This window comes from Micromonospora sp. NPDC050795 (assembly GCF_044456785.1).
GTDB lineage: Bacteria > Actinomycetota > Actinomycetes > Mycobacteriales > Micromonosporaceae > Micromonospora.
Window position 1 is genome coordinate 214,945 of sequence record NZ_JBITGE010000001.1, and the last position, 24,796, is coordinate 239,740.

At 71.0% G+C, this 24,796-nt stretch carries 25 protein-coding genes; 13 read left to right on the top strand and 12 right to left on the bottom strand.

The genetic code is table 11. The features are described 5' to 3' along the window. Positions 1–91: 91 nt before the first annotated feature. The 3 genes from ACIBEF_RS01160 to ACIBEF_RS01170 all read right to left on the bottom strand — a co-directional run bounded on the left by ACIBEF_RS01160 (position 92) and on the right by ACIBEF_RS01170 (position 2,925). Entirely contained in the window at positions 92–508 is a 417-nt protein-coding gene (locus ACIBEF_RS01160; protein WP_396790102.1) for an Asp23/Gls24 family envelope stress response protein, read from the bottom strand. 219 nt (positions 509–727) lie between these two features. After that, the gene (gene meaB, locus ACIBEF_RS01165) at positions 728–1,729 is read right to left on the bottom strand and encodes a methylmalonyl Co-A mutase-associated GTPase MeaB (RefSeq protein WP_355008995.1); all 1,002 of its coding nucleotides are present in this window, start codon (positions 1,727–1,729) and stop codon (positions 728–730) included. Then, positions 1,726–2,925, bottom strand: coding sequence for an acetyl-CoA C-acetyltransferase (locus ACIBEF_RS01170; RefSeq protein ID WP_396790104.1), 1,200 nt, complete (start codon positions 2,923–2,925; stop codon positions 1,726–1,728). The genes meaB and ACIBEF_RS01170 overlap by 4 nt, the downstream gene beginning before the upstream one ends. A gap of 61 nt (positions 2,926–2,986) precedes the next feature. Between ACIBEF_RS01170 and mce the strand changes: the two genes are divergently transcribed. The 4 genes from mce to ACIBEF_RS01190 all read left to right on the top strand — a co-directional run bounded on the left by mce (position 2,987) and on the right by ACIBEF_RS01190 (position 9,045). Next, positions 2,987–3,463, top strand: a complete 477-nt coding sequence (gene mce / locus ACIBEF_RS01175; RefSeq protein ID WP_355008997.1) for a methylmalonyl-CoA epimerase — start codon at positions 2,987–2,989, stop codon at positions 3,461–3,463. 331 nt (positions 3,464–3,794) lie between these two features. Beyond that, positions 3,795–5,150: a crotonyl-CoA carboxylase/reductase gene (gene ccrA / locus ACIBEF_RS01180; RefSeq protein WP_396790423.1), complete on the top strand. Its 1,356-nt coding sequence runs from the start codon at positions 3,795–3,797 to the stop codon at positions 5,148–5,150. 307 nt (positions 5,151–5,457) lie between these two features. Further along, positions 5,458–6,723 carry a DivIVA domain-containing protein gene (locus ACIBEF_RS01185; RefSeq protein ID WP_091405818.1) on the top strand — a complete coding sequence of 422 codons (1,266 nt, stop codon included), beginning with the start codon at positions 5,458–5,460 and terminating at the stop codon, positions 6,721–6,723. Positions 6,724–6,900: 177 nt separating this feature from the next. Next, a complete protein-coding gene (locus ACIBEF_RS01190) occupies positions 6,901–9,045 on the top strand; it encodes a hypothetical protein (protein ID WP_396790107.1) in 2,145 nt (714 codons plus the stop codon). 72 nt (positions 9,046–9,117) lie between these two features. On the opposite strand, the gene ACIBEF_RS01195 is transcribed toward ACIBEF_RS01190, so the two are convergent. Together ACIBEF_RS01195 and ACIBEF_RS01200 are read right to left on the bottom strand one after the other, a co-directional pair. Further along, positions 9,118–9,585, bottom strand: coding sequence for an endonuclease domain-containing protein (locus ACIBEF_RS01195; protein ID WP_396790109.1), 468 nt, complete (start codon positions 9,583–9,585; stop codon positions 9,118–9,120). Next, positions 9,507–10,091: a hypothetical protein gene (locus ACIBEF_RS01200; RefSeq protein WP_396790111.1), complete on the bottom strand. Its 585-nt coding sequence runs from the start codon at positions 10,089–10,091 to the stop codon at positions 9,507–9,509. The genes ACIBEF_RS01195 and ACIBEF_RS01200 overlap by 79 nt, the downstream gene beginning before the upstream one ends. On the opposite strand from ACIBEF_RS01200, the gene ACIBEF_RS01205 reads away from it, so the two are divergent. The 3 genes from ACIBEF_RS01205 to ACIBEF_RS01215 are packed head-to-tail and all read left to right on the top strand — an operon-like array spanning position 10,064 to position 11,853. Beyond that, entirely contained in the window at positions 10,064–10,429 is a 366-nt protein-coding gene (locus tag ACIBEF_RS01205; RefSeq protein ID WP_396790112.1) for a Scr1 family TA system antitoxin-like transcriptional regulator, read from the top strand. The genes ACIBEF_RS01200 and ACIBEF_RS01205 overlap by 28 nt on opposite strands. Next, positions 10,420–10,608 carry a DUF397 domain-containing protein gene (locus ACIBEF_RS01210; protein WP_396790114.1) on the top strand — a complete coding sequence of 63 codons (189 nt, stop codon included), beginning with the start codon at positions 10,420–10,422 and terminating at the stop codon, positions 10,606–10,608. Before ACIBEF_RS01205 ends, ACIBEF_RS01210 begins: the two co-directional genes overlap by 10 nt. A 15-nt stretch (positions 10,609–10,623) precedes the next feature. Next, a complete protein-coding gene (locus ACIBEF_RS01215; protein ID WP_396790116.1) occupies positions 10,624–11,853 on the top strand; it encodes an AI-2E family transporter in 1,230 nt (409 codons plus the stop codon). Positions 11,854–11,884: 31 nt separating this feature from the next. Here ACIBEF_RS01215 and ACIBEF_RS01220 read toward each other — a convergent pair whose 3' ends face one another. The 5 genes from ACIBEF_RS01220 to ACIBEF_RS01240 form a co-directional block, all read right to left on the bottom strand. Next, a complete protein-coding gene (locus tag ACIBEF_RS01220; protein ID WP_396790117.1) occupies positions 11,885–12,694 on the bottom strand; it encodes an alpha/beta hydrolase in 810 nt (269 codons plus the stop codon). Between the two features lie 66 nt (positions 12,695–12,760). After that, positions 12,761–13,084 carry a hypothetical protein gene (locus ACIBEF_RS01225; RefSeq protein WP_357198612.1) on the bottom strand — a complete coding sequence of 108 codons (324 nt, stop codon included), beginning with the start codon at positions 13,082–13,084 and terminating at the stop codon, positions 12,761–12,763. A gap of 74 nt (positions 13,085–13,158) precedes the next feature. Next, positions 13,159–14,949, bottom strand: a complete 1,791-nt coding sequence (locus ACIBEF_RS01230; protein WP_396790119.1) for a 3-hydroxyacyl-CoA dehydrogenase family protein — start codon at positions 14,947–14,949, stop codon at positions 13,159–13,161. Positions 14,950–15,074: 125 nt separating this feature from the next. Beyond that, complete coding sequence (locus ACIBEF_RS01235) at positions 15,075–16,145, bottom strand: alpha/beta fold hydrolase (protein ID WP_396790121.1); 1,071 nt, start codon at positions 16,143–16,145, stop codon at positions 15,075–15,077. Positions 16,146–16,225: 80 nt separating this feature from the next. Next, on the bottom strand, positions 16,226–16,642 hold the full coding sequence (locus tag ACIBEF_RS01240; protein WP_357198622.1) for an FHA domain-containing protein: 417 nt from the start codon (positions 16,640–16,642) through the stop codon (positions 16,226–16,228). A 257-nt stretch (positions 16,643–16,899) separates the two neighbouring features. Here ACIBEF_RS01240 and ACIBEF_RS01245 point away from each other — a divergent pair, with 257 nt between their 5' ends. Further along, on the top strand, positions 16,900–18,396 hold the full coding sequence (locus ACIBEF_RS01245) for an aldehyde dehydrogenase family protein (protein WP_396790122.1): 1,497 nt from the start codon (positions 16,900–16,902) through the stop codon (positions 18,394–18,396). An 80-nt stretch (positions 18,397–18,476) separates the two neighbouring features. Further along, entirely contained in the window at positions 18,477–19,133 is a 657-nt protein-coding gene (locus ACIBEF_RS01250) for a methyltransferase domain-containing protein (RefSeq protein ID WP_396790123.1), read from the top strand. A gap of 8 nt (positions 19,134–19,141) precedes the next feature. On the opposite strand, the gene nucS is transcribed toward ACIBEF_RS01250, so the two are convergent. Continuing rightward, positions 19,142–19,801, bottom strand: a complete 660-nt coding sequence (gene nucS, locus ACIBEF_RS01255) for an endonuclease NucS (RefSeq protein ID WP_396790124.1) — start codon at positions 19,799–19,801, stop codon at positions 19,142–19,144. A gap of 71 nt (positions 19,802–19,872) precedes the next feature. On the opposite strand from nucS, the gene ACIBEF_RS01260 reads away from it, so the two are divergent. Together ACIBEF_RS01260 and ACIBEF_RS01265 are read left to right on the top strand one after the other, a co-directional pair. After that, complete coding sequence (locus ACIBEF_RS01260) at positions 19,873–20,490, top strand: DUF4126 domain-containing protein (RefSeq protein ID WP_396790126.1); 618 nt, start codon at positions 19,873–19,875, stop codon at positions 20,488–20,490. 83 nt (positions 20,491–20,573) lie between these two features. Next, a complete protein-coding gene (locus ACIBEF_RS01265) occupies positions 20,574–20,870 on the top strand; it encodes a DUF1540 domain-containing protein (protein WP_355008050.1) in 297 nt (98 codons plus the stop codon). 38 nt (positions 20,871–20,908) lie between these two features. On the opposite strand, the gene ACIBEF_RS01270 is transcribed toward ACIBEF_RS01265, so the two are convergent. Beyond that, positions 20,909–22,915, bottom strand: a complete 2,007-nt coding sequence (locus tag ACIBEF_RS01270) for a protein meaA (protein WP_396790128.1) — start codon at positions 22,913–22,915, stop codon at positions 20,909–20,911. Positions 22,916–23,066: 151 nt separating this feature from the next. On the opposite strand from ACIBEF_RS01270, the gene ACIBEF_RS01275 reads away from it, so the two are divergent. Beyond that, positions 23,067–23,918, top strand: coding sequence for an ABC transporter ATP-binding protein (locus tag ACIBEF_RS01275; protein ID WP_396790130.1), 852 nt, complete (start codon positions 23,067–23,069; stop codon positions 23,916–23,918). Further along, complete coding sequence (locus ACIBEF_RS01280; RefSeq protein ID WP_396790132.1) at positions 23,915–24,760, top strand: ABC transporter permease; 846 nt, start codon at positions 23,915–23,917, stop codon at positions 24,758–24,760. The genes ACIBEF_RS01275 and ACIBEF_RS01280 overlap by 4 nt, the downstream gene beginning before the upstream one ends. Positions 24,761–24,796: the final 36 nt, after the last annotated feature.

A 24,796-nucleotide genomic window follows, 5' to 3' on the forward strand; every position in this document is an offset into this window, starting at 1 on the left:
TCGACTGCCTGTCGAGTGTAAGGCCCCCACCTGAACGATCGCTAAGTCAGGCCGTACCCACGGGTAACGTGAGCTGGCCGGCGACCACCCCTCAGACCGCTGCCGCGCCCGGCTGGTTCAGCTCGATGTCGTCCACCGTGACGTTCACCTGCGTGACGGTCAGGCCGTACTTCTCCACGGCCTCGATCACCGCGGCCCGCACCGCCTCGGTCACGTCGGCCACCACGTGCCCGGCGTCGATCACCAGAACCACGTTGATGACGGCGGAGCTGCCCTTCACGTCGGCCGAGACGCCCCGGCGAGCGTCGCCGACCTCGTCGAGGCCGACCTTGTCGAGCACGCTGTTGAAGAACCGGGCCACGTCACCGCCGAGGTCGGCCACACCCGGCACCGCGCGAGCGGCCACGCCGGCGATCTTTTCCACGACCTCGTCGGAAACCGAGGTGACACCCCGGGCCGCCCCCGTCGCGGGCTGCACCGCTCCGGCGTTCTCCACCGCGTCCGTCATGATCACATCTCCCCTGGTCCGACGCATTGTGGACCGACCGTCTCGTCAGCCCGCCGCGTAGCGCCTCACTCGCGGCCACGCGCGGCGAGCCTACTAAAACCGGAGCCACCTTCGCTTGCGGGCGCGAGGCCCGGCCACACGAGCGACGACGTCGGTCCGCACCGGACGGTGCGGGTCGGGTTCGTCCAGGCTGGACGCACCGGCCGGCGCGACGTCGGGTCAGCGCGCGAGCTGGGCGAGCAACTCGTCCGCCGCCGTGTACGGGTCGGTAGCGCCCTCGGCGACCCTGGTGGCGAGCGTGGCCAACTCCGTACCGTCGCGAAGTGAGCCGATCCGGGCGCGGAGGGTGCCGAGCGCGATCGCCTCGATCTCGGCGGCGGCCCGCGTCTCCTGGCGGCGGCGCAGCTCGCCGTGCTCGACCAGCCAGCCCCGGTGCTTGTCGATGGCGGCGGCGATGTCGTCGATGCCCTCGCCCCGCGCGGCGACGGAGCGGACCACCTGGGGCCGCCACTGCCCCGGCCCGCGCTCGCCGAGCGCGATCATGCCTTGGATGTCACGGACGGTGGCGTCGACGCCGTCCCGGTCCGCCTTGTTGACCACGAACACGTCGGCGATCTCCAGGATGCCGGCCTTGACCGCCTGGATCGCGTCGCCCATCCCGGGTGCGAGCAGCACCAGCGTCGTGTCGGCGAGCGAGGCGACCTCCACCTCGGCCTGCCCGACGCCGACGGTCTCCACCAGCACCACGTCGCAGCCGGCGCCCTCCAGCACCCGGACCGCCTGCGGTGTGGCCGCGGCCAGCCCGCCGAGGTGCCCCCGGCTGGACATCGACCGGATGTAGACGCCCGGATCCGTGGCGTGGTCCTGCATCCGCACCCGGTCACCGAGGATCGCTCCACCGGTGAACGGGCTGGACGGGTCGACCGCCAGCACGCCCACCCGGTGCCCGCGCGCCCGCAGCGCGCGGACCAGCTCGTTCGTGGTGGTCGACTTGCCCACCCCCGGCGAACCGGTCAGCCCGACCACCTGGGCCTGCCCGGCGTACGGCGCCAGCGCCGCGGCGATCTCCGGCAACAGCGCGTCACCGTTCTCCACCAACGTGATCAGGCGAGCCACCGCCCGGGGGTCGCCCGTGCGGGCCCGTTCGACCAGCAGCGGTACGTCCCGGCTGCGGCGCACCGACGTGGTGCCCGCCGCCGGGACGTGCTCAGTTTCGCTCACTGGTCCGTCTCGGCCTTGCCCGGCACGTGGATGATCAGCGCGTCGCCCTGGCCACCGCCGCCACACAGCGCGGCCGCGCCGGTGCCACCGCCGCGCCGCTTCAGCTCCAGGGCGAGGGTGAGGACGAGACGCGCGCCGGACATGCCGATCGGGTGCCCCAGCGCGATCGCGCCGCCGTTGACGTTGACCTTGTCCGGGCTGATCCCGAGGTCACGTGTGGACTGGACACCGACCTGCGCGAACGCCTCGTTGATCTCGATGAGGTCCAGGTCCGCAATGCTCAGGCCGCCCTTCTTCAGGGCGTGGTTGATCGCGTTGGACGGCTGCGAGTGCAGGGAGTTGTCCGGGCCCGCCACGTTGCCGTGCGCACCGATCTCGGCCAGCCAGGTCAGCCCCAGCTCCTTCGCCTTGGCCTTGCTCATCACGAGCACCGCGGCCGCGCCGTCGGAGATCGGCGACGAGCTGCCGGCGGTGATGGTGCCGTCCTTGGCGAAGGCGGGGCGCAGCTTGGCCAGCGACTCGACCGTGGTGTCCGGACGGATGCCCTCGTCCTCGGTGATCACCAGCGGGTCACCCTTGCGCTGCGGGATGACCACCGGGGCGATCTCGTCGGCGAAGTGACCGTTCTTCTGGGCGGCGGCGGCCCGCTGGTGGCTGGCGGCGGCGAAGGCGTCCTGCTCCGCGCGGGAGATGCCGTGCCGGGCGCCGAGCCGCTCGGTCGACTCGCCCATCGAGCAGCAGTCCCAGGCGTCGCTGAGCCCGTCGTGTGCCATGTGGTCCTTGACCACCACGTCGCCGTACTTGTAGCCGGTGCGCTGGCCCATCAGCAGGTGCGGGGCGTTGGTCATCGACTCCATGCCGCCGGCCACCACGATGTCGAACTCGCCGGCGCGGATCAGCTGGTCGGCCAGGGCGATCGCGTCCAGGCCGGAGAGGCAGACCTTGTTGATGGTCAGCGCCGGCACGGACATCGGCACACCGGCCTCGACCGCCGCCTGCCGAGCCGGGATCTGACCGGTGCCGGCCTGCAACACCTGCCCCATGATCACGTACTGGACCTGATCGGGGCTGACGCCGGCACGCTCCAGCGCGGCCTTGATGGCGATGCCGCCGAGCTTCGTGGCCGGGAGGTCCTTGAGGTTGCCCAGCAGCCGGCCCATCGGGGTCCGCGCGCCGCTGACGATCACCGAAGCCATGCCTGCCTCCGAAGGGGTGCCGAGCTGTACGCCTTAACGATTGTTCGGCCAGACTAGCGCCATGGCAGAGAACTCCCCCGTCGAGCCCGGTGCGGACTACGTCACAGACATCGGGCTTCGCAAGATTGACCACGTCGGGATCGCCGTGGCCGACCTGGACGCCGCGATCGACTTCTACCAGCGGACGTTCGGAATGCGCTGCGTGCACGTGGAGACCAACACCGAGCAGGGCGTCCGGGAAGCGATGCTGGCCGTCGGACCGACCACCGAGGGCGGCTGCGTGCAGTTGCTCGCCCCGCTCACCCCGGAGTCGACGATCGCGAAGTTCCTGGACCGCAACGGGCCGGGCGTGCAGCAGGTCGCGTACACGGTCGTGGACATCGACGCGGCCTGCGCGGCGCTACGCGAGCGCGGCATGCGCCTGCTCTACGCGACTCCGAGGCGTGGCACCGCCGACAGCCGGATCAACTTCGTGCACCCCAAGGACGCCGGCGGCGTCCTCGTCGAACTGGTCCAACCCGCCCCCACCCCCCACTGACCCACCCCACCCCTGTTGATCAAGAGGTTTGCGTCAGCCCGCCCCGCGCAGATGACCGAAAGCTCTTGATCAACGAGGGGTGGCGAGCGTTGGAGGCCGAGGTGCGCGCACGTCAGTGCGCGGTTGGCGGGGTGGTTGGACACCTTCACGCATCGGCGGATGCAGTTTTTCACAGAGGACTTCCCGGCCTAGCTACCGTTCAGTAACGTCCGGCCCCACAGGAGCGCGACCGGTGCCGGATGTGTCGAATGCCGACATGGCGGTCGTGCCCACCGGCGCCGACGATGGCAGCACCCGGGCCCGTGCGGGTGCGGAAGAACCGGAGGTCACCGTGCAGGACATCCTCGAAGCGATCATGGCGGCGGAGGAATCAAACGATCCGGACCGCGAACTCGCCGGCGTCGCCGGGCTGCCCGTACCGGAGAGCTACCGGGGCGTGGTGGTCCGCGCCGAGGAGTCCCGGATGTTCGACGGCATGGCCACCCGGGACAAGGACCCGCGCAAGGCGCTGCACGTGCAGGAGGTGCCGACGCCGGAGCTGGCCCCGGGCGAAGCGCTGATCGCGGTGATGGCCAGCGCGATCAACTACAACACCGTGTGGACCAGCATCTTCGAGCCGGTGTCCACCTTCAAGTTCCTTCAGCGCTACGGCCGGGTCTCCGAGCTGACCCGCCGGCACGACCTGCCGTACCACGTGGTCGGCTCGGACGCCGCGGGCGTGGTGCTGCGCACCGGCCCCGGCGTGACCCGCTGGGCCCCCGGCGACGAGGTGGTCGCGCACTGCCTCTCCGTCGAGTTGGAGGACGCGGCCGGGCACGACGACACGATGCTCGACCCGCAACAGCGGATCTGGGGGTTCGAGACCAACTTCGGCGGGCTGGCCGAGCTGGCGGTGGTCAAGGCCAACCAGCTGATGCCCAAGCCGCGGCACCTGAGCTGGGAGGAGGCGGCCAGTCCCGGGCTGGTCAACTCCACCGCGTACCGGCAGCTCGTCTCGCACCACGGCGCCAACATGAAGCAGGGTGACGTGGTGCTGATCTGGGGCGCCTCCGGCGGCCTCGGTGGGTACGCCACCCAGATGGCGCTCAACGGCGGCGCGATTCCGGTCTGCGTGGTGTCCTCGCCGGAGAAGGCCGAGCTGTGCCGCCGGATGGGCGCGGATCTGGTCATCGACCGGGCCGCGGAGGGCTTCCGCTTCTGGAAGGACGAGGAGACCCAGGACCCGGACGAGTGGCGGCGCTTCGGCGAACGGATTCGCGAGCTGACCGGCGGCGAGGACCCGGACATCGTGTTCGAGCACCCGGGCCGGGAGACGTTCGGCGCCAGCGTCTACGTGGCTCGACGGGGTGGAACCATCGTCACCTGCGCCTCCACGAGCGGCTTCCTGCACCAGTACGACAACCGCTACCTGTGGATGCACCTCAAGCGGATCGTGGGCAGCCACTTCGCCAACTACCACGAGGCGTGGCAGGCCAACCGCCTGGTCGCGCTCGGCAAGGTGCACCCGACGGTGTCCCGCACCTATCCGCTGGAGCAGACCGGCCAGGCCGCGTACGAGGTGCACCGCAACGCCCACCAGGGCAAGGTGGGCGTGCGCTGCCTCGCACCCACTGACGGGCTGGGCGTTCGTGACGGAGAGTTGCGGGCCCGGCACGAGGACGCGATCAACCGGTTCCGGGGTCACTGACCTCCCGGCACCCGGAGCGCCGGGGAGGTCCCGGCCGGACGGTGGAACGCCGGATGACCATTGCGCTGATCGCTCATTGTTCTTCCGCTCCCATTTGCGGATAGGTCACCCGGATCGAACAAAGGGCCTCGGGGTAACCCCGGGGCCCTTTTCCGCGTCACGCTGCGTGGCGTCCGACAGGCCGGGACCTGCCAAGATCGCCGATTGGTCCAACCTCGCCGATCGCGACTGTTGACCATGTAAAGAGGGCACGAAAGCTTCGCACCGCTCTTGCGAAGCACCCTGGGGCGTCTGCCAGTATGTCCCAATGCCCCAGCAGCAGTCCTCCCCTCTCGCGTTCTTCGATAACGCGAACTCGCAGCCAGATTTCACCGTTGGCCTGCGCGGATACAACACCCATCAGGTCGACGACTTCCTCGGCCGGATGACCGCCGCGCTGACCCAGTCCGAGCAGGCCCGTGCCGAGGCCGAGCAGCGGATGAACGACGCCCAGCGTCGGCTCCGCCAGGCCGAGCAGCGCATGAGTGCGCTCGAGCAGAAGCTCACCGACACGAACAAGCAGCTCGAAGAGAACAGCCGACCCACCCTCTCCGGGCTCGGCACGCGCGTCGAGCAGATCCTGCGGCTCGCCGAGGAGCAGGCGAACGACCACCGCAACGAGGCCAAGCGCGAGTCGGAGGGCATCCTCTCCGCCGCCCGCCTCGAGGCCCGCGAGATCACCGACAAGGCCCGCGCCGAGGCCGCCGCCATGAAGGCGAGCGCCGAGCGCGAGGCGGGCAACCTGCGCACGGCCGCCGAGCGCGAGGCCGCCGAGGTCCGGGTGCAGGCTCGCCGCGAGGCCGACACGCTGCGCGCCGACGCCGACCGGGAGACCAAGCAGCTGCGTACGGTCACCGCGCACGAGGTGGCCGAGCTGAAGTCGACAGTCGAGCGGGAGGTCGCCACCCTGCGTGCCACCGCCGAGCGGGAGATCACCCAGCAGCGGGCGAAGGCCGCCCGCGAGGCTGAGGAGAAGCGCGCCGAGGCGACCAAGCTGCTCACCGACGCGCGGGACAAGCGCGACAAGGACCTCCAGGCCCTGGAGCTCCAGTTGGCCGAGCGGCGGGAGAAGGCCGAGCGCGAGGAGTCCGAGCGGCACGCCGCCCAGGTCGCGCAGACCCAGAAGATGGTCAGCGAGGCCGAGCAGCGTGCCCGGGCCGCCCAGGAGCGGGCCAAGGAGATCGAGCAGCGCGCCGAGGCGCGGCGGGTCGAGTCGGAGCGCAACGCGGCCGAGACCGTCGACAAGGCCAAGGCCCACTCGGAGAAGACCCTCAACGAGGCGAAGGCCGAGTCGCAGCGCCTGCTCACCGAGGCCCGCACCGAGGCGGAGCTGACCACGCAGGCCGCCCGCCGCGAGGTCGAGGACCTCACCCGGCAGAAGGACGCTGTCACGTCGCAGCTGGGTCAGATGCTCTCCGGTCTCGCCGGCATCGTTCCGGGAATGCCGGCGCAGGCCGCTCCGGCCGCCAAGCCGGAAGCAGCAAAGAAGACGGATGGTGGTCAGGAGCGGGTGCCCGCGGAGACCGCCGGCTGACGCGAGGCGTCAGGTAGGGGCATCGACGGCGCGAGGTGACACCGGGTAACCGGTGCCACCTCGCGCCGTATGCGTTTCCTCAACCATGGTATCCGCTGGCCGCGACGGAGTGAAGTAGCTCCCACATGGCCCGTCCGTATCGCCCCAGCAGGGCCCGTTGCGTGTGAGGATGGGGGCATGTCGCACGGCGAGGAACTGTTCGCTCTCGGCGGGGACGTGACGACGGAGCCCAGCTTCGAGTCCGCTCTGCGGGGGTACGAGAAGAAACAGGTCGACCGTTATGTCGCACGTGCTGAGCACGAGATCGCGACCCTCGCCTCCGAACGGGAACAGGCGTATACACAGATCCACAAGCTCGCCGGCCAGGTCGAGGTTCTCCAGCGCGACCTGACCCAGGTGCGCAAGCAGATGAACGTGGTCGACCGGGCGTCGTTCCGGCACCTCGGCCCACGGGTCGAGTCGATCCTCGCTCTCGCCGAGGAGCAGGCGGAGGAGATCCTCGGCGACGCCAACGGCGAGATCGAGGCCCGTCGGGCCGCTGCCGAGCACATCATCGAGGAGGCCCGCGAGCAGGCCGACCGGGCACTGAAGGACTTCGAGCTCGCCCTCGCCGCCCGACGCACGGAGGAGGAGCGGCACAGCGCCGCGCAGCGGGCCGAGGCGGACGCCGCCCTGCGGTCGGCGAAGGACGAGTCGGCGCAGTTGCGCAAGGCCGCGCAGGACGCTCTGGCGAAGGCCCAGCAGGAGGCCACCCAACTGCGGGATTCCGCCAAGAAGATCCACACTCGGGCCCAGCAGGAGGCCAACAAGCTGCGCGAGACGGCCCGCGAGACGCTGGCCAACGCCCGGCAGGAGGCCAGCGATCTGCGCGACGCCGCCAAGGAGGTGCACGCCAAGGCGCTCCAGGAGGCCAAGCGGCTCACCGACACCGCGACCGAAGCGGGGCGAGCCACCCACGCCAAGGCGCAGCAGGAGGCCAAGCAGATCATCGACGACGCGTCGATGGCCGGTCGGGCCACCCGCGCCAAGGCGCAGCAGGAGGCCGAGCGGCTGACGACGCAGGCCACCGAATCGGCGAAGCGCAGCCGCGCCGAGACCGAGGCGTACGTACAACGCATGCGCACCGAGACCGAGGCGTACGTGCAGCACACCCGGGCGCAGACCCAGCAGGAGCTGGGCGCGTGGCGGGCCGGTGTGGAGCAGGAGGTCAACTCCCGTCGGGAGGCGGCCGATCGGGAGTTGGCGCAGCGACGGTCCGCGGCCGAGCAGGAGTTCGCCAAGCGCCGCGACGAGTTGGACAAGCACCACGCGTCGCGCCAGCAGGAGCTGGAGGCCGGGCTCGCCAGCCGTCAGCAGGAGCTGGAGACCGGGTTCACCACCCGCCGGGACGATCTGGAAGCCGAATACTCCATCCGGAAGAACGAGCTGGAGACCGAGTACACGGCTCGCAAGAACGAGATCGAGGAGGGCGCGGCCGGCGTCCGTCAGGCAGCCGAGCAGGACGCGGCGGGGCTGCGCCAGCGCTCCGAGGCGGAGGCCGCCGAGCTCCTGAGCCGGGCCGAGGCCGAGGCCAGCGACAAGCGCCGCAAGGCCGACGAGCATGTCGCGGCGTCCCGGCGGCAGTTCGAGGAGTACGCGGCCACCACGCAGCAGCACCTGGCCACCACCCAGCAGCACCTGGCGGCGACCCAGCAGGAGTCGGCGGCGGGTCGTCAGCAGTTGGCCCAGGTGATGTTGGAGATCGCCCAGGCCCAGCAGCAGTTGGCGGATCTGCGGCAGGAGACGTGGAAGGCCCGGCAGGAGTCCGACGAGCTTCAGCGTCAGATGTCCGAGCTGCGGTTGCAGAGTGTCACCGGTCCGATCGACGGCCCGACCGCGCCGGCCGGAGACGCCAGCGCGAGCGATGGCGTAGCCGATGGTGGGGACGACGGCGCGAGCGTCACCGCCGGCGCGGGCACCGCGTCGGGTGCGGGCACCGGGTCGGGTGCGGCCTCCGGGCCGGGTGCGGGCACCGCGTCGGGTGCGGGCACCGGGCTGAAGACGGAGCCCGCCGACACCAGGCAGCCGGTGAACGCCGCCGCGGACGAGTCCGGGCAGTCCACGACGCGGCCGGTGGCCGAGCCGGTGACCACTGTGGATGGTGGCACGGCGAGCGCCGGGGTGGACGGGGAGCCGACGGTGGCCGCCGTACCGGGCGAGGGTGGCCGGGGCGCCAAACCCACCAAGATCACTAGCACCGGTGAGAACGGCAAGCGACCCACCAAGCCGACCACCGACGAGCGCAGCGCCAAGCCCAGCAAGGTCACCATCGAGAAGGAGTGACGGGCACCCACCCGTCGAAGCTTCCAAATCTTGGACACTTTCCGTCATCGGCTGACGGAAAGTGTCCAAGATTCATTTCTGCGCCGGGTGGCGTAGGGGCGCGGTGGAGGTCCAGCCGGCTGCGACGAGGGCGCGGCGGACGGTGTCGACCACCTCGTCCGGGCGGGCGCGGACCAGCCAGGCCGGGAAGCGCAGAATCCGGTCACCGCTGGTCCAGACGTCGTTCTGCCGACGCATGTCGGCAGCCCACTGCTTGGCATCCATGTGGTGCGCGCCGTCGATCTCCACCTGCACCCGCCACTCCCGCCAGTACGCGTCCAGCCAGCGGTTCCAGCCGGCCGCGTCGACCCGGTGTTCCTGCAGATCCGGGGCGGGCAGCCGATGTCTACGGCACAGCCGCAGGAAGTCGATCTCCGAGAGCGCCTGGGCACCGCCCGCGATGTCACTGATGGTCTGCCCGATCAGCCGCCGACGGGGGCCCGAGGGAGGACGTCGAGCACCGCCCGCAACTCCTCGGGCAGCACCCGGCGTTGCTGGCAACCGGCGGCCAGCACCGACTGTGCCTCGTCCACCCCGGCCGCCCAGCCCGCCGTGTCCACCAGGGCCCGCGCCGTCGTGGTACGCGGTGGGCGGGCCCGTTGGAGATGGGCCTCGGGGAGGACAGTCGTGCGGTGGACCAGGACGGCGGGCATGTCGATCGGAAGTCGACGCACTGTGGTCCGCGCGGCACGGCGGGCTGCCGGCACCAGCACGTGCAGCGGTTCGCGTCGCAGTCCCCGTACCCCGGCTTCGGCGGCGGCGGACACCCCGGCCAGCACCGCTCCCGGCCCGGCCGCCAGCACCGCCACCCAGAGTTGCTGGTCACGGGTGAGCCGACCGTTGCCGGTCAGCAGGATCCCTCGGCAGATCGACCGCCATCGACCGGAGCGGATCCGGCCCCGCACCCGCGCTTCGCTGAGCAAGCCGGCGACCTGCGCGGTCGTCGGCACGCCCGCCTGCTCGAAGGCGAGCCAGTCGAGTGCGTCGGCGTCGTCGGCGGGCAGCATCCGGACAGCTTTCGCCCTACAGCGTCGCCCCACCACCAGATCTTGGACAGTTTCCGTCATGGCGTGACGGAAACTGTCCAAGATCTGCGGGTCGGCGGGGTCCAGCCGACGTCCCCGCGGCGTCCGACCGGGCAGGGCTTTCCGGACCGTTCAATCTGGCCCGAGGCGCCGACGGTGGTTGGGTGGGGCACATGGAGCATCAGATTGACGGTCTCGTGGTCGATGGCGACCATGAGGTGGCTACGCTGCTGGCGCGCTGGGAGATGATCAGAAACGCTGCGTTGTCTCGCCGCCAGTCGATGGAACTGATGAAGGAAGTTGTGCCCTCATGGACCTGACCGGCGCGCTCTGGCGCACGTCCACTCGCAGCGGCAATAGCGAGTGCGTCGAGGTGGCGGACAGCCTGCCCGGCATGGTGGGAGTGCGGGACAGTAAGGATCCGCCCGGCCCGGTGTTGGTGTTCGCGCCGGCCGCGTGGCGGGCGTTCGTGGCCGCCGCCCGTCGTCCGACTGCCTGAGCCGGGGAGGTCCTGATGCCGCAGCACGACCCGTCCGGCGACAACCCGGACATGCCGCCCGGTCCCCCGCCGCCGACGACGCCACCGTCGGCTGAGGCTCCGCCGCCGCCGATGACGCCACCGCCGGCCGAGACGCCACCGCCGGTGCCGGTTCCCGTCCCCGGAGTCGACCTGGACGAGCCGCCGGCGGTCCCGTCCGGGAAGTTCGGCACACCCGGGCGGCCACTGCGCCGCAGCAGCTTCCTGCTCGGCTTCACCGGTGCGCTGGGCGTGCTGCTGGCGTACACCCTCTATCTGGGGATCCGCAATGCCGGCGGCATCCTCGTGCTGGTGGTGATCGCGCTCTTCCTCGCGGTCGGCCTCAACCCGGCGGTGGTCCGACTGCGCCGCTGGGGTGTGCCGCACGGCCTGGCGGTGGCGGCGGTCGCCCTGACGGTGGTGCTGCTGCTCTGCGGCGGCATCGTGGCGCTGGTGCCACCGATCATCACGCAGTCGGGGCAGTTCATCGACCAGATCCCGAGCCTGCTCGACGAGTTGCGCCGCAACCCGACGGTCAATGACCTCGTGGAGCGGTACGACGTGGTGGAACGGGTGCAGGGCGCGGCCAACGCGGAGACGGTCGGACGGGCGCTCGGCGGGGTGCTGGGCGGCGCACAACTGATCTTCGGCACGGTGTTCCGGACGCTGACCGTGCTGGTGCTGACCATCTACTTCCTGGCGTACTTCGACAAGCTGCGCTCGCTGGGCTACTCGTTGGTGCCCCGGTCGCGGCGGCAGCGGGTGCAGCTGATCGGCGACGAGATCCTGGCCAAGGTGGGCTCGTACATGGTCGGCGCGCTGAGCATCGCGGTGCTGGCCGGCGCTACCACCTTCGTCTTCGCGCTGATCGTCGACCTGCCGTACCCGTTCGCGCTGGCCGTGGTGGTCGCGGTGACCGACCTGATCCCGCAGATCGGCGCAACCCTGGGCGCGGTGATCGTGAGCCTGGTCGGCTTCGCCGCGGACCTGCCCACCGGCATCGCCTGCGCGGTCTTCTTCCTCATCTACCAGCAGGTGGAGAACTACCTCATCTACCCGAAGGTGATGCGGCGTTCGGTCGAGGTCAACGAGGTGGCCGCCCTGCTGGCCGCGCTGTTCGGAGTGGCGCTGCTGGGTGTGGTGGGCGCGCTGATCGCCATCCCCACGGTGGCCGCGCTGCAACTGATCCTGCGCGAGGTGGTGCTGCCCCGCCAGGAGCGCCGCTGAGCGTCAGCCGGCCCTGACCAACAACAGGGCGTCAGCCGGCCTGACCGGCGGCTGGGCCGGGAACGGGCGTGTCGGCGAAGGCGGCCACCGTCCGGTCGGCGTACGCGCTGACGTCGCCGGACTCCATCGGGCCGTCCCAGGTTGTCGGGAGCGGCACCTCGACAGCCGGGTTGACCCGCCGGACGATCTCGTCGAGCACCGTCTCCGCGTCGCCCACCCACAGGTGCTTGGCGCCCGGCACCCCGACCACCTCGGCCTGCGGCACGGCGGCGAACCGCTCCCGCGCCTCGGTGGGGCGCAGGTAGTCGTCGAACTCCGGCACCAGTGCCACCAGCGGCCGACCCGAGTTGGCCCAGGTGGCCAGGTCCTCGGGGGCGGAGAAGCGCAGCGGCGGGGAGAGCAGGATCGCCCCGGCGATCGTCGGGTCGCAGCCGTACTTCAGCGCCAGGTCGGTGCCGAACGACCAGCCGACGAGCCAGATGTTGGGCAGCTCGGCGAACTCCGCGTACTCGATGGCGGCGGCCACGTCGTACCGCTCGCCCACCGCGCCGTCGAAGGCTCCCTCGCTGGTGCCGCGCACGCTGCTGGTGCCCCGGGTGTTGAACCGCAGCACCGCCAGGTCGGCCAGCGCGGGCAACCGCCAGGCCGCCTTGCGGAACACGTGGCTGTCCATCATGCCGCCGTGGGTCGGTAGCGGGTGCAGGCAGACCAGGGTGGCCGCCGGCGGCCGGTCGGCCGGCAGGGCCAGCTCACCGACCAGCCGCAGACCGTCGGCGGTGTGCAGCTCGATGTTCTCCCGGCGGCCGGGCAGGATCGACGACGCGCGGATCGCTGTGCTCACCGCCCAAGTCTGTCGCGAACTCGCCGCCGCCGCCCGCCCAGGCACGAACAGGGTGACCCAGGTCGCTCAGTAGCGCGGGGAGCTCCGGCCCCGCTGCACCGCCGGGCCGCGCCGTTCCCGGGCCCGCCAGCAACCGCTGTGCCAGTGCCGCCGGTCGGTCAGGTCACCCAGGCCGTCCGCCGGCCAGGCGACCAGGTGCGCCACCCCCGGTGGGATTTCCTGGTTGCAACCGGGGCAGCGGTACGTCTTGACCGACGCCCCGGCGCCGATGCCGCGTACCTGCCAGGCACCGTCGGTCCACTGCTGGACCGAGGCGACGCCCTGCCGGACGCGGTCGGCGTCCAGGTTGGCGTTGTCGTCCCGGCGAGGGCGATTGCGACGGGGGCTCACAGTCACCAAGCGTACGTCCGACGAATGAGGCCGCCGGGGGCGGTCGCCGCCGGCATCCCTCGGCGTTGACCCGGTCAGCGGTGCGAGTGGTCGCGGAAGCCACGGCGGGTCTTGCGGCCCAGGTAGCCGGCGGTGACCAGGTGTTCCAGCAGCGGCGCGGGCGCGAAACCCGGCTCGCGCAGTTCCAGGTACAGCTCGCGCTGGATGGCCAGGGAGACGTCCAGCCCGACCACGTCGAGCAGTTCGAACGGGCCCATCGGGTAGCCGCAGCCCAACTTCATGGCGTGGTCGATGTCGTCGGCCGTCGAGTAGCTGGCCTCCAGCATCTTCACCGCGTCGTTCAGGTACGGGAAGAGCAGCGCGTTGACGATGAAGCCGGACCGGTCGCCGCAGACCACGCCGGTCTTGCCGAGCGCGGCGCAGACGGCGCGGGCGGTGGCGGCGGCCTCCGGGGAGGTGCGGATGGTGCGGACGACCTCGACCAACGGCATGACCGGGGCCGGGTTGAAGAAGTGCAGCCCCACCACGTCGGCCGGACGTTGGGTGGCCATCGCCACGTCGATCACCGGCAGCGACGAGGTGGTGGTGGCCAGCACCACACCCGGCTTGCAGATCTCGTCGAGGCTGGCGAAGAGGGCCTTCTTGACGCTCAACTCCTCGACGACCGCCTCGACCACCAGGTCGACGTCGGCGAGATGGTCGAGCGTGGCGGACCAGCTGATCCGGCCCAGGGCGGCGTCCCGGTCGGCCTCGGTGAGCTTGCCGCGTACCACGCCCTTGTTGAGCGAGGTCTTCACCGCTTCACAGACCTTCGCGGACTTCTCCATGCCGCGGGTGACCGAGACGACCTCGTAGCCGGCCTTCGCGAAGACCTCGATGATCCCGGTGGCCATCGTTCCGGAGCCGACCACGCCGACCTTCGCGATGGCGCGCGCGCCGTCGGCGAGCGCGGCGTCGGTGGCCGGCGGCGTCGCCTCATCCGGTACGACCACCGGGGACCCTGGCCGCTCGTAGGTGTAGAAGCCCCGGCCGGACTTCCGGCCGAGCAGCCCCGCCGTCACCATCTGCTTGAGCAGCGGCACCGGGGCGTGGCGGCGGTCCCGCCCGCCGCGCCGGTACATGGTGTCCAGGATCTCGTACGCGGTGTCCAGGCCGATCAGGTCCATCAACGCCAGCGGGCCCATCGGCAGGCCGCAGCCGAGCTTCATGGCGGCGTCGATGTCCTCCCGGGTCGCGTAGTGCGACTCGAACATGCTGACTGCGTGGTTGAGATAGCCGAAGAGCAGCGCGTTGGCGATGAAGCCGGCCCGGTCGTTGATGGTGACGTCGACCTTGCCGAACCGGGCGCAGAGCGCCTCGACGTCAGCGACCACCTCGGGTGCGGTCACGACGGTGCGGACCACCTCGACCAGCTTCATCACCGGGGCTGGGTTGAAGAAGTGGATGCCGATCACCTGGTTGGGTCGGCTGGTGGCGACCGAGATCTCGGTGACGCTCAACGACGAGGTGTTGGTGGCGAGGATCGTCTCCGGTCGGCAGACCCGGTCCAGCTCCGCGAAGATCCGCTGCTTGAGGTCCAGGTGCTCGGGCACCGCCTCGATGACCAGGTCTACGGAGTGCAGCGCGTCCAGCCCGACAGCGAAGTGCACCCGCTCGTGCAGGGCGTCGCGGTCCGCCTCGGCGAGCTTGCCCTTGGCGACCGCCCGGTCGGTGGAGCCCTTCAGGGTGGCCCGGCCGCGCTCCAGCGCCGGTGCCGAGATTTCCACCGCCACCACGTCGATGCCGTTGCGGGCGAAGACCTCGACGATGCCGGCACCCATGGTGCCCAGCCCCACCACACCAACGGTGCTGAACTCGCGCGCCACGACCGGCCTCCCCAGGACTCCGCACGGCCACTGAACGGCCGCTAAGGTTATGCGCGCGAGTCTGCCACGTGACGGTGAGTTGTCGAGACGCCGTGGCCTATGTCACCCACGACCCAGCGGTGCCGCTACCCGGCCGCCACGCTGGTCAGGGCCAACAGCTCCGCGACGAACTCGGCGGGGCGCTCCAGGTGCGGGCTGTGCCCGCAGCCGGGCAGCACCACCTCGTGGTACGCGCCGCCGGCCGCCGCGTACCGGTCGAGCACCGCCCGGGTCTGGCCGACCATCGGCTGCGGTGGGCAGGCGTCCGCGCCGGGCCAGCCGGGCACGAGATCCAGCGAACCCAGGTACGCCAGGTCGAAGAGCGAGGTGTCCGAGACGATGACGTCGGCGTCTCCGCGTACCCAGGTGACCGGCGGTTTCTCGGCGACGGCCACCAGCTCGTCGGCGAGCCGGAACCAGGTCGGCGCCAGCGCGTTGAGCACCCCGCGCTCCCCCGGCGCGGTGCCCGGCCAGTTCTCCGACGGCACCGCCGTGCCCGGGTAGTTGTCGTCGCCGGTGGCGGTGGAGAGCACGGTGTCCAGCAGCAGATCCTCATCGGTGCCCAGCGAGGCGGGATCGGCCACGTAGGTGGCTCGCAGCACGGCGCGCGGGCTGGCCGGCGCGTCCGTGCTCCGGTCACCGGCCGCGAGGCGGGCGACGAAGTCCGGGTTCGCCGTTCCGGCCCCGGTGCCGGCGAAGTCGGGAGTGGTCGGCGTGCCGGTCAGGTCGCGGGTGCCGCCGAAGCCGTACGGGGAGACCGGCGCGGCGAGCAGCAACGCCCCCACCCGGTGCGGATGGTCGACCAGCAGGCGCATCGCCACCCCGCCGCCGAGGGAGTGCCCGACCACCACCGGTCGCGCGTCGGCGTCGAAGAGCGTCGGGTCGTCCAGCAGTGCGGCCACGTCGTCGGCGAAGTCCCGCAGGCCCCGGGTGGCGTCCACCGGGGCGGTCGCGGAGTCGCCGTACCCCCGCAGGTCGGGGGCGACCACCCGCAGCGTCGGCGGCAGACGGCGGACCAGCGGCTCCCAGAACAGCGCGGACGAGCAGTTGCCGTGGATCAGCAGCACCGGCGTGCCGTCCGGCGGGCCGGCCACCCGTACCGCCTGAGTGATGCCGCTCGCCGTCACGGTCCGCTGCTCGGTCTCCATCCGCGGCATGGTGCCACGGGTGTCCCCGCCGGTCCAGGTGTCGGACCGCCACCCAACGGAGCTATTCGGTGTGGCGGGCCTCCAGGCGATCAGCGACGCGAGCCCGGCGGCGCGGCCAGCGGAAGCGGCAGCGTCGGTCGGACGTCGCGCCGGGGCGGGCCGAAGCTGAGCCCCACCGGGTCGGTGAGCGCCACCCCGGGGTCGAACAGGCGCAGTTCGGTACGGCCCAGCCGGATCACGTCACCGTCGGAGAGTCGTTCCACCTCGGTGATCCGCCGGTCGTTGAGCCAGGTGCCGTTGGTGGAGCCCAGGTCCCGCAGGGACGGGCCCTCCGGTGCCAGCCACACCTCGGCGTGGCGACGGCTCAGATGTGGGTCGTTGATGACAACCTGACCGGTCGGCGCTCGGCCGATCACCTGTATCTCCGCTCGCATGCGAAAGCTCGCGCCGCGCATCGGTCCACCCGCGACCGTCAACAGCGGCATCAGTTCCGGATGTTCCTCCATGGACAGTCAGCCCTCCACCCCACACCGTCACTCCGCGCGTCAGCTTGCCATCAGACGGTAGTCGTCAATACCGACCGGCCGGTCAGCCTCTCGTCACCTCCCGGCCACCTGCCGTTCGACGATTCGGGCGGGCCATTTTCGATACCAACGCCCTGACCTGCACTGATCAACGATCGGTCGGGTTGGTCCGACGCCGCTCCCCCGGCCCCGAATCGGGGACCCTACCGGTGAGTAATCCTCGGGTCTAGACTTCCGCCATGACGGCAGTGCATATCCCGGGCGTTCCGGTCATCGACGCGGGTCAGTTGGTCTCCACCAGCCCGGCGACCGGGGCTGAGGCCGGTCGCCTCCCGGTCTCCACCGACGCCGACGTGCGGCAGGCCGTCGACCGCGCCCGCGCCGCCGGCGAATGGTGGGCGGGCCTCGGCTTCACCGGCCGCCGCCAGCGGATGCTGCGCTGGCGTGCCCTGCTCGCCAAGCGCATCGAGGAGCTGGCCGAGTTGGTGCACGTCGAGGGCGGAAAGCCGATCGCCGACGCCATCGTCGAGATCGTCACCGCGATCGAGCACATCGACTGGGCCGCCCGCAACGCCGGCAGCGTGCTCGGTCCACGTCGGGTCCGGTCCCGGCTCATCCTGGCCGAGTTCTCCGGGCACCTCGAATACCAGCCCTACGGCGTGGTGGGCGTGATCGGGCCGTGGAACTATCCGGTCTTCACGCCGATCGGCTCCGCCGCGTACGCCCTCGCCGCCGGCAACGCCGTGGTGCTCAAGCCGAGCGAGTACACCCCCGCCGTCGGCCAGTGGCTGGTGGACAGCTTCGCCGAGGTGGTGCCCGAGCAGCCGGTTTTCACCGCCGTACACGGGCTGGGCGACGTGGGCGCGGCGCTGTGCCGCTCCGGCGTCAACAAGCTGGCGTTCACCGGCTCCACCGCCACCGCCCGCAAGGTGATGGCCGCCTGCGCCGAGACGCTGACCCCGGTGCTCATCGAGGGCGGCGGCAAGGACGCCATGATCGTGGACAGCGACGCCGACCTCGACGCGGCCGCCGAGGCGTGCGTCTGGGGCGGCATGACCAACGCCGGCCAGACCTGCATCGGCATCGAGCGGGTGTACGCGGTCGATGCCGTCTTCGACGCCTTCGTCGACAAGGTGGTGAGCCGCGCCGGTCGGCTGACGGTCGGGCCGGAGGGCACCGACATCGGCCCGATCACCATGCCCAAGCAGATCGACGTGATCCGTCGGCACATCGACGCCGCCATCACGTCCGGCGGGCGCGCCGTGCTCGGCGGCCCGAGCGCCGTACAGCCGCCGTACGTCCACCCCACCGTGCTGGTGGACGTTCCGGAGGAGTCAGCCGCCGTCCGCGAGGAGACCTTCGGTCCCACGCTGACCATCAGCCGGGTCCGCGACGCCGACGAGGCACTCACCCGCGCCAACGCCCTGTCGTACGGCCTCGGGGGTTCGGTCTTCGGCCGGCGGCGCGCGGTGGCCATCGCCCGGCGACTGCGCTCCGGGATGGCGTCGATCAACTCCACGCTGACCTTCGCCGGCATGTCCACCCTGCCGTTCGGCGGTGTCGGCGACTCCGGCTTCGGGCGCATCCACGGGGAGGACGGCCTGCGGGAGTTCGGTCGGGCCAAGGCGATCACCAGGCGTCGGGCCCGGTCGCTGCTGCCGTCGATGACCTTCGAGCGCACCCCGGCCGACGTGGCCCGACTCGTCAAGGCCATCAAGGTCATGTACGGCAGGTGAGTGTCGGATAACCGATCATCAACAAGGATCGGTGCATCCACATGTTTGGCCACTGTGGTCACGGCGGTACATTGCGTTAAATGGGCCCCAATCGATTGCGCTACCGCCTTGTCGACAGTGACCAGTCGTGGAGCGCCCGACGGCGTCGGCACCGCTCGGACTGGCTGGCACGCACCTTTCCCGAGATCGGCGACATGCACGTGGTCGACCTCGGTGGGCGGCTCGGCACCTGGCACCGCGCCACCGTCCGACCGGCCCGGGTGACAGTCGTCAACCTGGAGCAGCCGCCCGCTGTCGTCCCGGATTGGGCCCACGTCGAGCAGGCCGATGCCTGCGACCTGCCCCCGCACCTCACCAAGGGCGACTTCGACCTGGTCTTCTCGAACTCGGTGCTGGAGCATGTGGGCGGGCACGAACGCCGGATCCGCTTCGCCGCCGCAGCCCGCTCACTGGCCGACCGGCACTGGGTGCAGACGCCCTACCGCTACTTCCCCATCGAGCCACACTGGATCGCGCCCGGCATGCAGTTCCTGCCGGTACGACTCCGCACCGCGTTCGCCCGACGCTGGCCGTTGGGGCACAAGCCGACCCGCAGCCACGACGCCGCCATCCACCAGGTGCTCTGGACCGAGCTGCTGGACCGCTCGCAGATGCGTCACTACTTCCCCGACTCGACAATGCTGGTGGAGCGGGTGTTCGGTCTGCCGAAGTCGCTGATCGCGGTGCGCACCCGGTAGTACGCCGGTCAGAAGAGGGTCAGCTCGTCCTTCACGATGCCGCGCAGCATGTCGTAGTCCACGACCACGCACCTGATGCCCCGGTCGGTGGCGAGCACCCGGGCCTGCGGCTTGATCTCCTGGGCGGCGAAGACCCCGACGACCGGGCTGAGCAGTGGGTCACGGTTCATCAGCTCGAGATAGCGGGTTAGCTGCTCCACGCCGTCGATGTCGCCACGCCGCTTGACCTCGACGGCCACCGAGCCCGAGTTGGCATCCCGGCACAGCAGGTCGACCGGGCCGATGGCCGTCATGTACTCGCGGCGGACCAGCGTGAACCCCTCACCCAGGGCGCCCGGGTTGGCGGCCAGCAACTCCTGCAGGTGCGCCTCCACCCCGTCCTTGCGCAGGCCCGGATCCACACCCAACTCGTACGAGGTGTCCTGGAAGATCTCCTCCAGTGTGATCCGCAGCTCCTCGCCAGCCTTGTTGACGACCCGCCACACACCGGGGGCCTCCTCCAACCGACACGGCGGGCTCATCCAGTTCAACGGCTTGTACGCCCGGTCGTCGGCGTGAATGGACACCGACCCGTCCGCCTTCACCATCAGCAACCGGGTGGCCAGCGGCAGGTGAGCCGAGAGCCGTCCGACGTAATCCACCGAGCACTTCGCAATGACCAACCGCACCCGACGAGGGTAGCCGAGCACCCACCCGTCGCCAGCGAGCGGCACTGGCGCGTCGATGCGATGCTGAAACCGTGTTCGAAGTCCTCACCGGCACCGGTCTCGCCGCATCGGCAGGCCTCAATGCCTACATACCCCTGCTCATCCTCGGCCTCCTCGGCCGTTACACCGACCTGATCGACCTGCCCAGCGGCTGGGCCTGGCTCGGCAACGGCTGGGTCATCGCCATCATGGCCGTGCTGCTCGCCGTGGAGATGGTGGCGGACAAGGTGCCAGTGGTCGACCACATCAACGACGTGGTGCAGACCGTGGTCCGACCCACCGCCGGTGGGCTGGCCTTCGGTGCCGGCTCCTCGTCGGAGACGGTGACGGTCAGCGACCCGGGGAGCTTCTTCTCGTCGCACCACTGGGTGCCGGTCGTCACCGGCGTGCTGCTGGCGTTGGGCGTGCATCTGCTCAAGTCCGCGGCCCGGCCGGTGATCAACGCGACCACCGCCGGAATCGGCGCCCCGGTCGCCAGCACCGCCGAGGACGCCACCAGCGTGGTGGTCTCCCTGGTGGCGATCATCCTGCCGGTGCTGGTGCTCGTCGCCCTGGTCGGCCTGGCGTTCTTCGCCTTCTGGTTCTTCCGTCGTCGGTCCGATCGACGCCGCGAACGGGAGGCCGCCCGCGCCGCCGGCTTCCGCGTCTGACGCGTGATCGGCGGCCCGCGATACCGGGGCTGCACGGGGCGACAAAAGCCTAGTATCGGGGCAGGAGCCTAGAGGAGGTCGGCATGACCGCAGCGTTGGAGATGCCCCGAGTCCAGGAATGTGTGGTCGCCGCATGCGCGTACAACCAGTCGGGTGACTGCCACGCCTTCGCGATCACCATCGGCAGCATGGATCACGCGCACTGCCACACCTTCGTCGAGTCGCCCGTCCGGGGTGGCGTGGAGAGCCTGATCGCGCAGGTCGGGGCCTGCCAGCGCGCCGACTGCCGGCACAACGAGCAGTTGGAGTGCCACGCCTCGTCGATCAGGGTCGGCCCGGACAACGACATGGCCGACTGCATGACCTACACCGGCCGCTGACCCACGCCGGGCCGACGACCTGCCCGGGACGGCTTCGGTCAGGGCAGGTCGTTGGCGCGACGGATGACGGTCACCAGGTCGTCGATGATGGCGGTGAGGGCGAAGTCCTTCGGGGTGAAGACCCGGGCGACCCCGGCCGCGCGGAGGGTGTCCGCGTCACCGGCCGGGATGATGCCGCCCACCACCACCGGCAGGTCGGCTCGGCCGGCGGCGCGCAGCCCGTCGAGCACCGCCGGCACGGCGGCCAGGTGCGACCCGGAGAGCACGGAGAGCCCGACCAGGTCGACGTCCTCCTCGACAGCGGCGGCGACGATCTGCCCCGCGGTCAACCGGATGCCCTGGTAGACGACCTCGAAGCCGGCGTCGCGGGCGCGTACCGCGATCTGCTCCGCGCCGTTGGAGTGCCCGTCCAGGCCGGGTTTGCCGACCAGCAGCCGCAGCCGGCCGCTGCCCAGCTCCCGCGCCGTCGCGGCGACCCGCTCACGGACCGCCGCGAGGCCCGGCTCTCCGCCACCGCCGGTGGCGCCGGCCAGCCCGGTCGGCGCCCGGTACTCGCCGAACACCTGGCGCAGCGCGCCGGCCCACTCGCCGGTGGTCACCCCGGCCCGCACGCACTCCAGGGTGGCCGGCATCAGGTTGGCGGTGGTCGCGGCGTCCGCGCGCAGCCGGGCCAGCGCCGCGTCGACGACGGCCGCGTCCCGGTCGGCCCGCCACCGGCGTACGCCGTCCACGGCGGCCGCCTCGACCGCGGGGTCGACCTGCTCGACTGCGCCCGCGCCGGCAGCGGTCAGCGGGGAGGGTTCGGTCTCGGTGTACCGGTTGACCCCGACCACCACGTCGGCACCGGACTCCATCCGCCGACGCCGCTCGGCGAGTGACGCGACCAGCGCGCTCTTGAGGTAGCCGGTCTCCACCGCGGCGACGACGCCGCCCAGCTTGAGCACCGCGCCCAGCTCGACCCGCGCCCCGGTGACGATCTCGTCGACGAGTGCGGTCATCACGTGCGAGCCGGCGAAGAGGTCGGGATATTCGAGCAGGTCCGACTCGTACGCCAGGACCTGCTGCATCCGCAGCGACCACTGCTGGTCCCACGGTCGGGGCAGGCCGAGCGCCTCGTTCCAGGCGGGCAGTTGGACGGCGCGGGCCCGGGCGTCGCGGGACATCGTCACGCCGAGCATCTCCAGCACGATGCGCTGGATGTTGTTCTCCGGCTGCGCCTCGGTCAGGCCGAGCGAGTTGACCTGCACGCCGTATCGGAACCGCCGTTGTCTGGCGTCGGTGACCCCGTACCGGTCCCGGGTGATCTCGTCCCAGAGCACGCCGAACGCGCGCATCTTGGCGATCTCCTCGACGAAGCGCACCCCGGCGTTGACGAAGAAGGAGATCCGCTGGACTACGTCACCCATCCGCTCGGCCGGCACCTGACCGGAGTCCCGGACCGCGTCGAGCACGGCGACGGCGGTGGCCAGCGCGAAGCCGACCTCCTGCACGGACGTGGCGCCGGCCTCCTGGAGGTGGTACGAGCAGATGTTCACCGGGTTCCACCGGGGCATCTCGCGCAGCGTGTACGCCACCACGTCGGCGGTGAGCCGCAGCGACGCCGCCGGCGGGAAGATGTAGGTGCCCCGGGACAGGTACTCCTTGATGATGTCGTTCTGGGTGGTGCCGGCGCAGCGGGCCAGGTCGGCGCCCTGCTCCAGCCCGACGGTGCCGTACAGGGCGAGCAGCCACATCGCCGGGGCGTTGATGGTCATCGAGGTGTTCGTCTCGGCCAGCGGGAGACCGTCGAAGAGCGCCCGCATGTCGCCGAGGTGAGCCACCGGCACGCCGACCCGTCCGACCTCGCCGGCGGCGAGTTCGTGGTCCGGGTCGTACCCGGTCTGGGTGGGCAAGTCGAAGGCGACCGAGAGGCCGGTCTGCCCCTTCGCCAGGTTGCGGCGGAAGAGCGCGTTCGTCGCCGCGGCCGACGAGTGGCCGGCGTAGGTGCGCATCACCCACGGGCGGTCCCGCTCGGGCAGTCGCCCCGGGAATGGCGTCTCATCCATGGCCGGAGTCTAAGTTACCGTTCAGTAAAAGGAGCTGTGGAAAACCACACAGGTCCATGTCGGGGACGTCCGGGTGCCAAGCCCCCGCCGTGGGGCGGACCGCCACACCCCGGGCACCCGCCCGCTGCCGCCAGGACGCACACTTGACGGCATGGATGACGAGCTGGCCATCTCCGTCCGAGGGCTACGCAAGGCGTACGGCGACAACGTGGCCGTGGCGAGCGTGGATCTCGACGTCCACCGTGGCGAGGTGTTCGCGTTGCTCGGCCCGAACGGCGCGGGCAAGACCACGACGGTGGAGATCCTGGAGGGTTACCGGCACCGGGATGCCGGCGAGGTCTCCGTGCTCGGAACAGACCCGGCCAACCCCGACGCCGACTGGCGTTCCCGGGTCGGCATCGTGCTCCAGGGCACCGGCGAGTTCGACGAGCTGACCGTGGCCGAGGTGATCCGACACTTCTCCGGCTTCTACCCCGGTGCCGACGACCCGGCAAAGGTGATCGAGCGGGTCGGGCTGACCGACAAGGCGAAAGCCCGCACGCACACCCTCTCCGGCGGCCAGAAGCGCCGCCTGGACGTGGCCCTCGGCATCATCGGTCGCCCCGAGCTGCTCTTCCTCGACGAGCCGACCACAGGGTTCGACCCGGAGGCCCGCCGTGAGTTCTGGGAGCTGATCCGCGATCTCGCCGCGGCCGGCACCACCATCGTGCTCACCACCCACTACCTGGACGAGGCCGAGGCCCTCGCCGACCGGGTCGGCGTGATCGCCGGTGGCCGACTTGTCGAGGTCGCCGCGCCCAATCGGCTGGGCAATCGGCAGGAGGCCCTCGCCACGGTCTCCTGGCGTACCCCGGACGGGACGCTGGAACTTGCGCAAACCGCGACGCCGACGGCCCTCGTGGCCGACCTCGCCACGCGCCACGGCGGCGAGGTCCCCGGCCTCACGGTGACCCGGCCGACCCTGGAGGACGTCTACCTCACCATGATCGGACACTCGCGATGACGACCACCACGAAGCCGGCGACGCCGGTCACCGCGACCCGCGGCCGGCGGCCGGGTGCCGGCGCGCTCGCCCTGCGCCAGGGCCGACTGGAGATCACCCAGTTCCTGCGCAGCCGGGAGTCGGTGGTCTTCACGATGGGCTTTCCCATCATCATGATCCTGATCTTCGCGTCGATCTTCGACGGCACGATCGGCGGCGGGGTCAAGTTCACCCAGTACTTCATCACCGGCATGATCGCGACCGGCCTGATGACGGTGAGCTTCCAGAACCTGGGCATCTGGATCCCGATCGAGCGGGACCGGGGTGTGCTCAAGCGCTACCGGGGCACGCCGATGCCGAAGTGGGTCTGGTTCGCCGGCAAAGTGATCATGGTGGTGGCGATCGGGATCGCTGAGACGGCGCTGCTGCTGGCCGTCGCGGTGGCACTGTTCGACCTCGACCTGCCGGGTTCCGCCGCGAAGTGGTTCACCTTCGGCTGGGTCTCCGTGCTCGGGGTGACCGCGTGCACCCTGTGCGGCATCGCCATCTCGTCGCTGGCCCGCACCGCCCGCAGCGGCTCGGCGGTGGTCACCCCGGTGGCCCTGGTGCTCCAGTTCATCTCCGGGGTGTTCTTCGTCTTCACCGACCTGCCCACCTGGATGCAGCAGGTGGCAGCGGTGTTCCCGCTGAAGTGGATGTGCCAGGGGCTGCGGTCGGTGTTCCTGCCGGAGAGCTTCGGTGCCCAGGAGCCGGGCGGCTCGTTCGAGCTGGGCAGGGTGGCAGTGGTGCTGGCCCTGTGGTGCGTGATCGGTGTGGTGCTGTGCCTGACCACCTTCCGCTGGACCACCAAGCGCGACGGCTGAGCGGCCGACCGGGGCGGGCGCCCGCCCCGGTCGCCA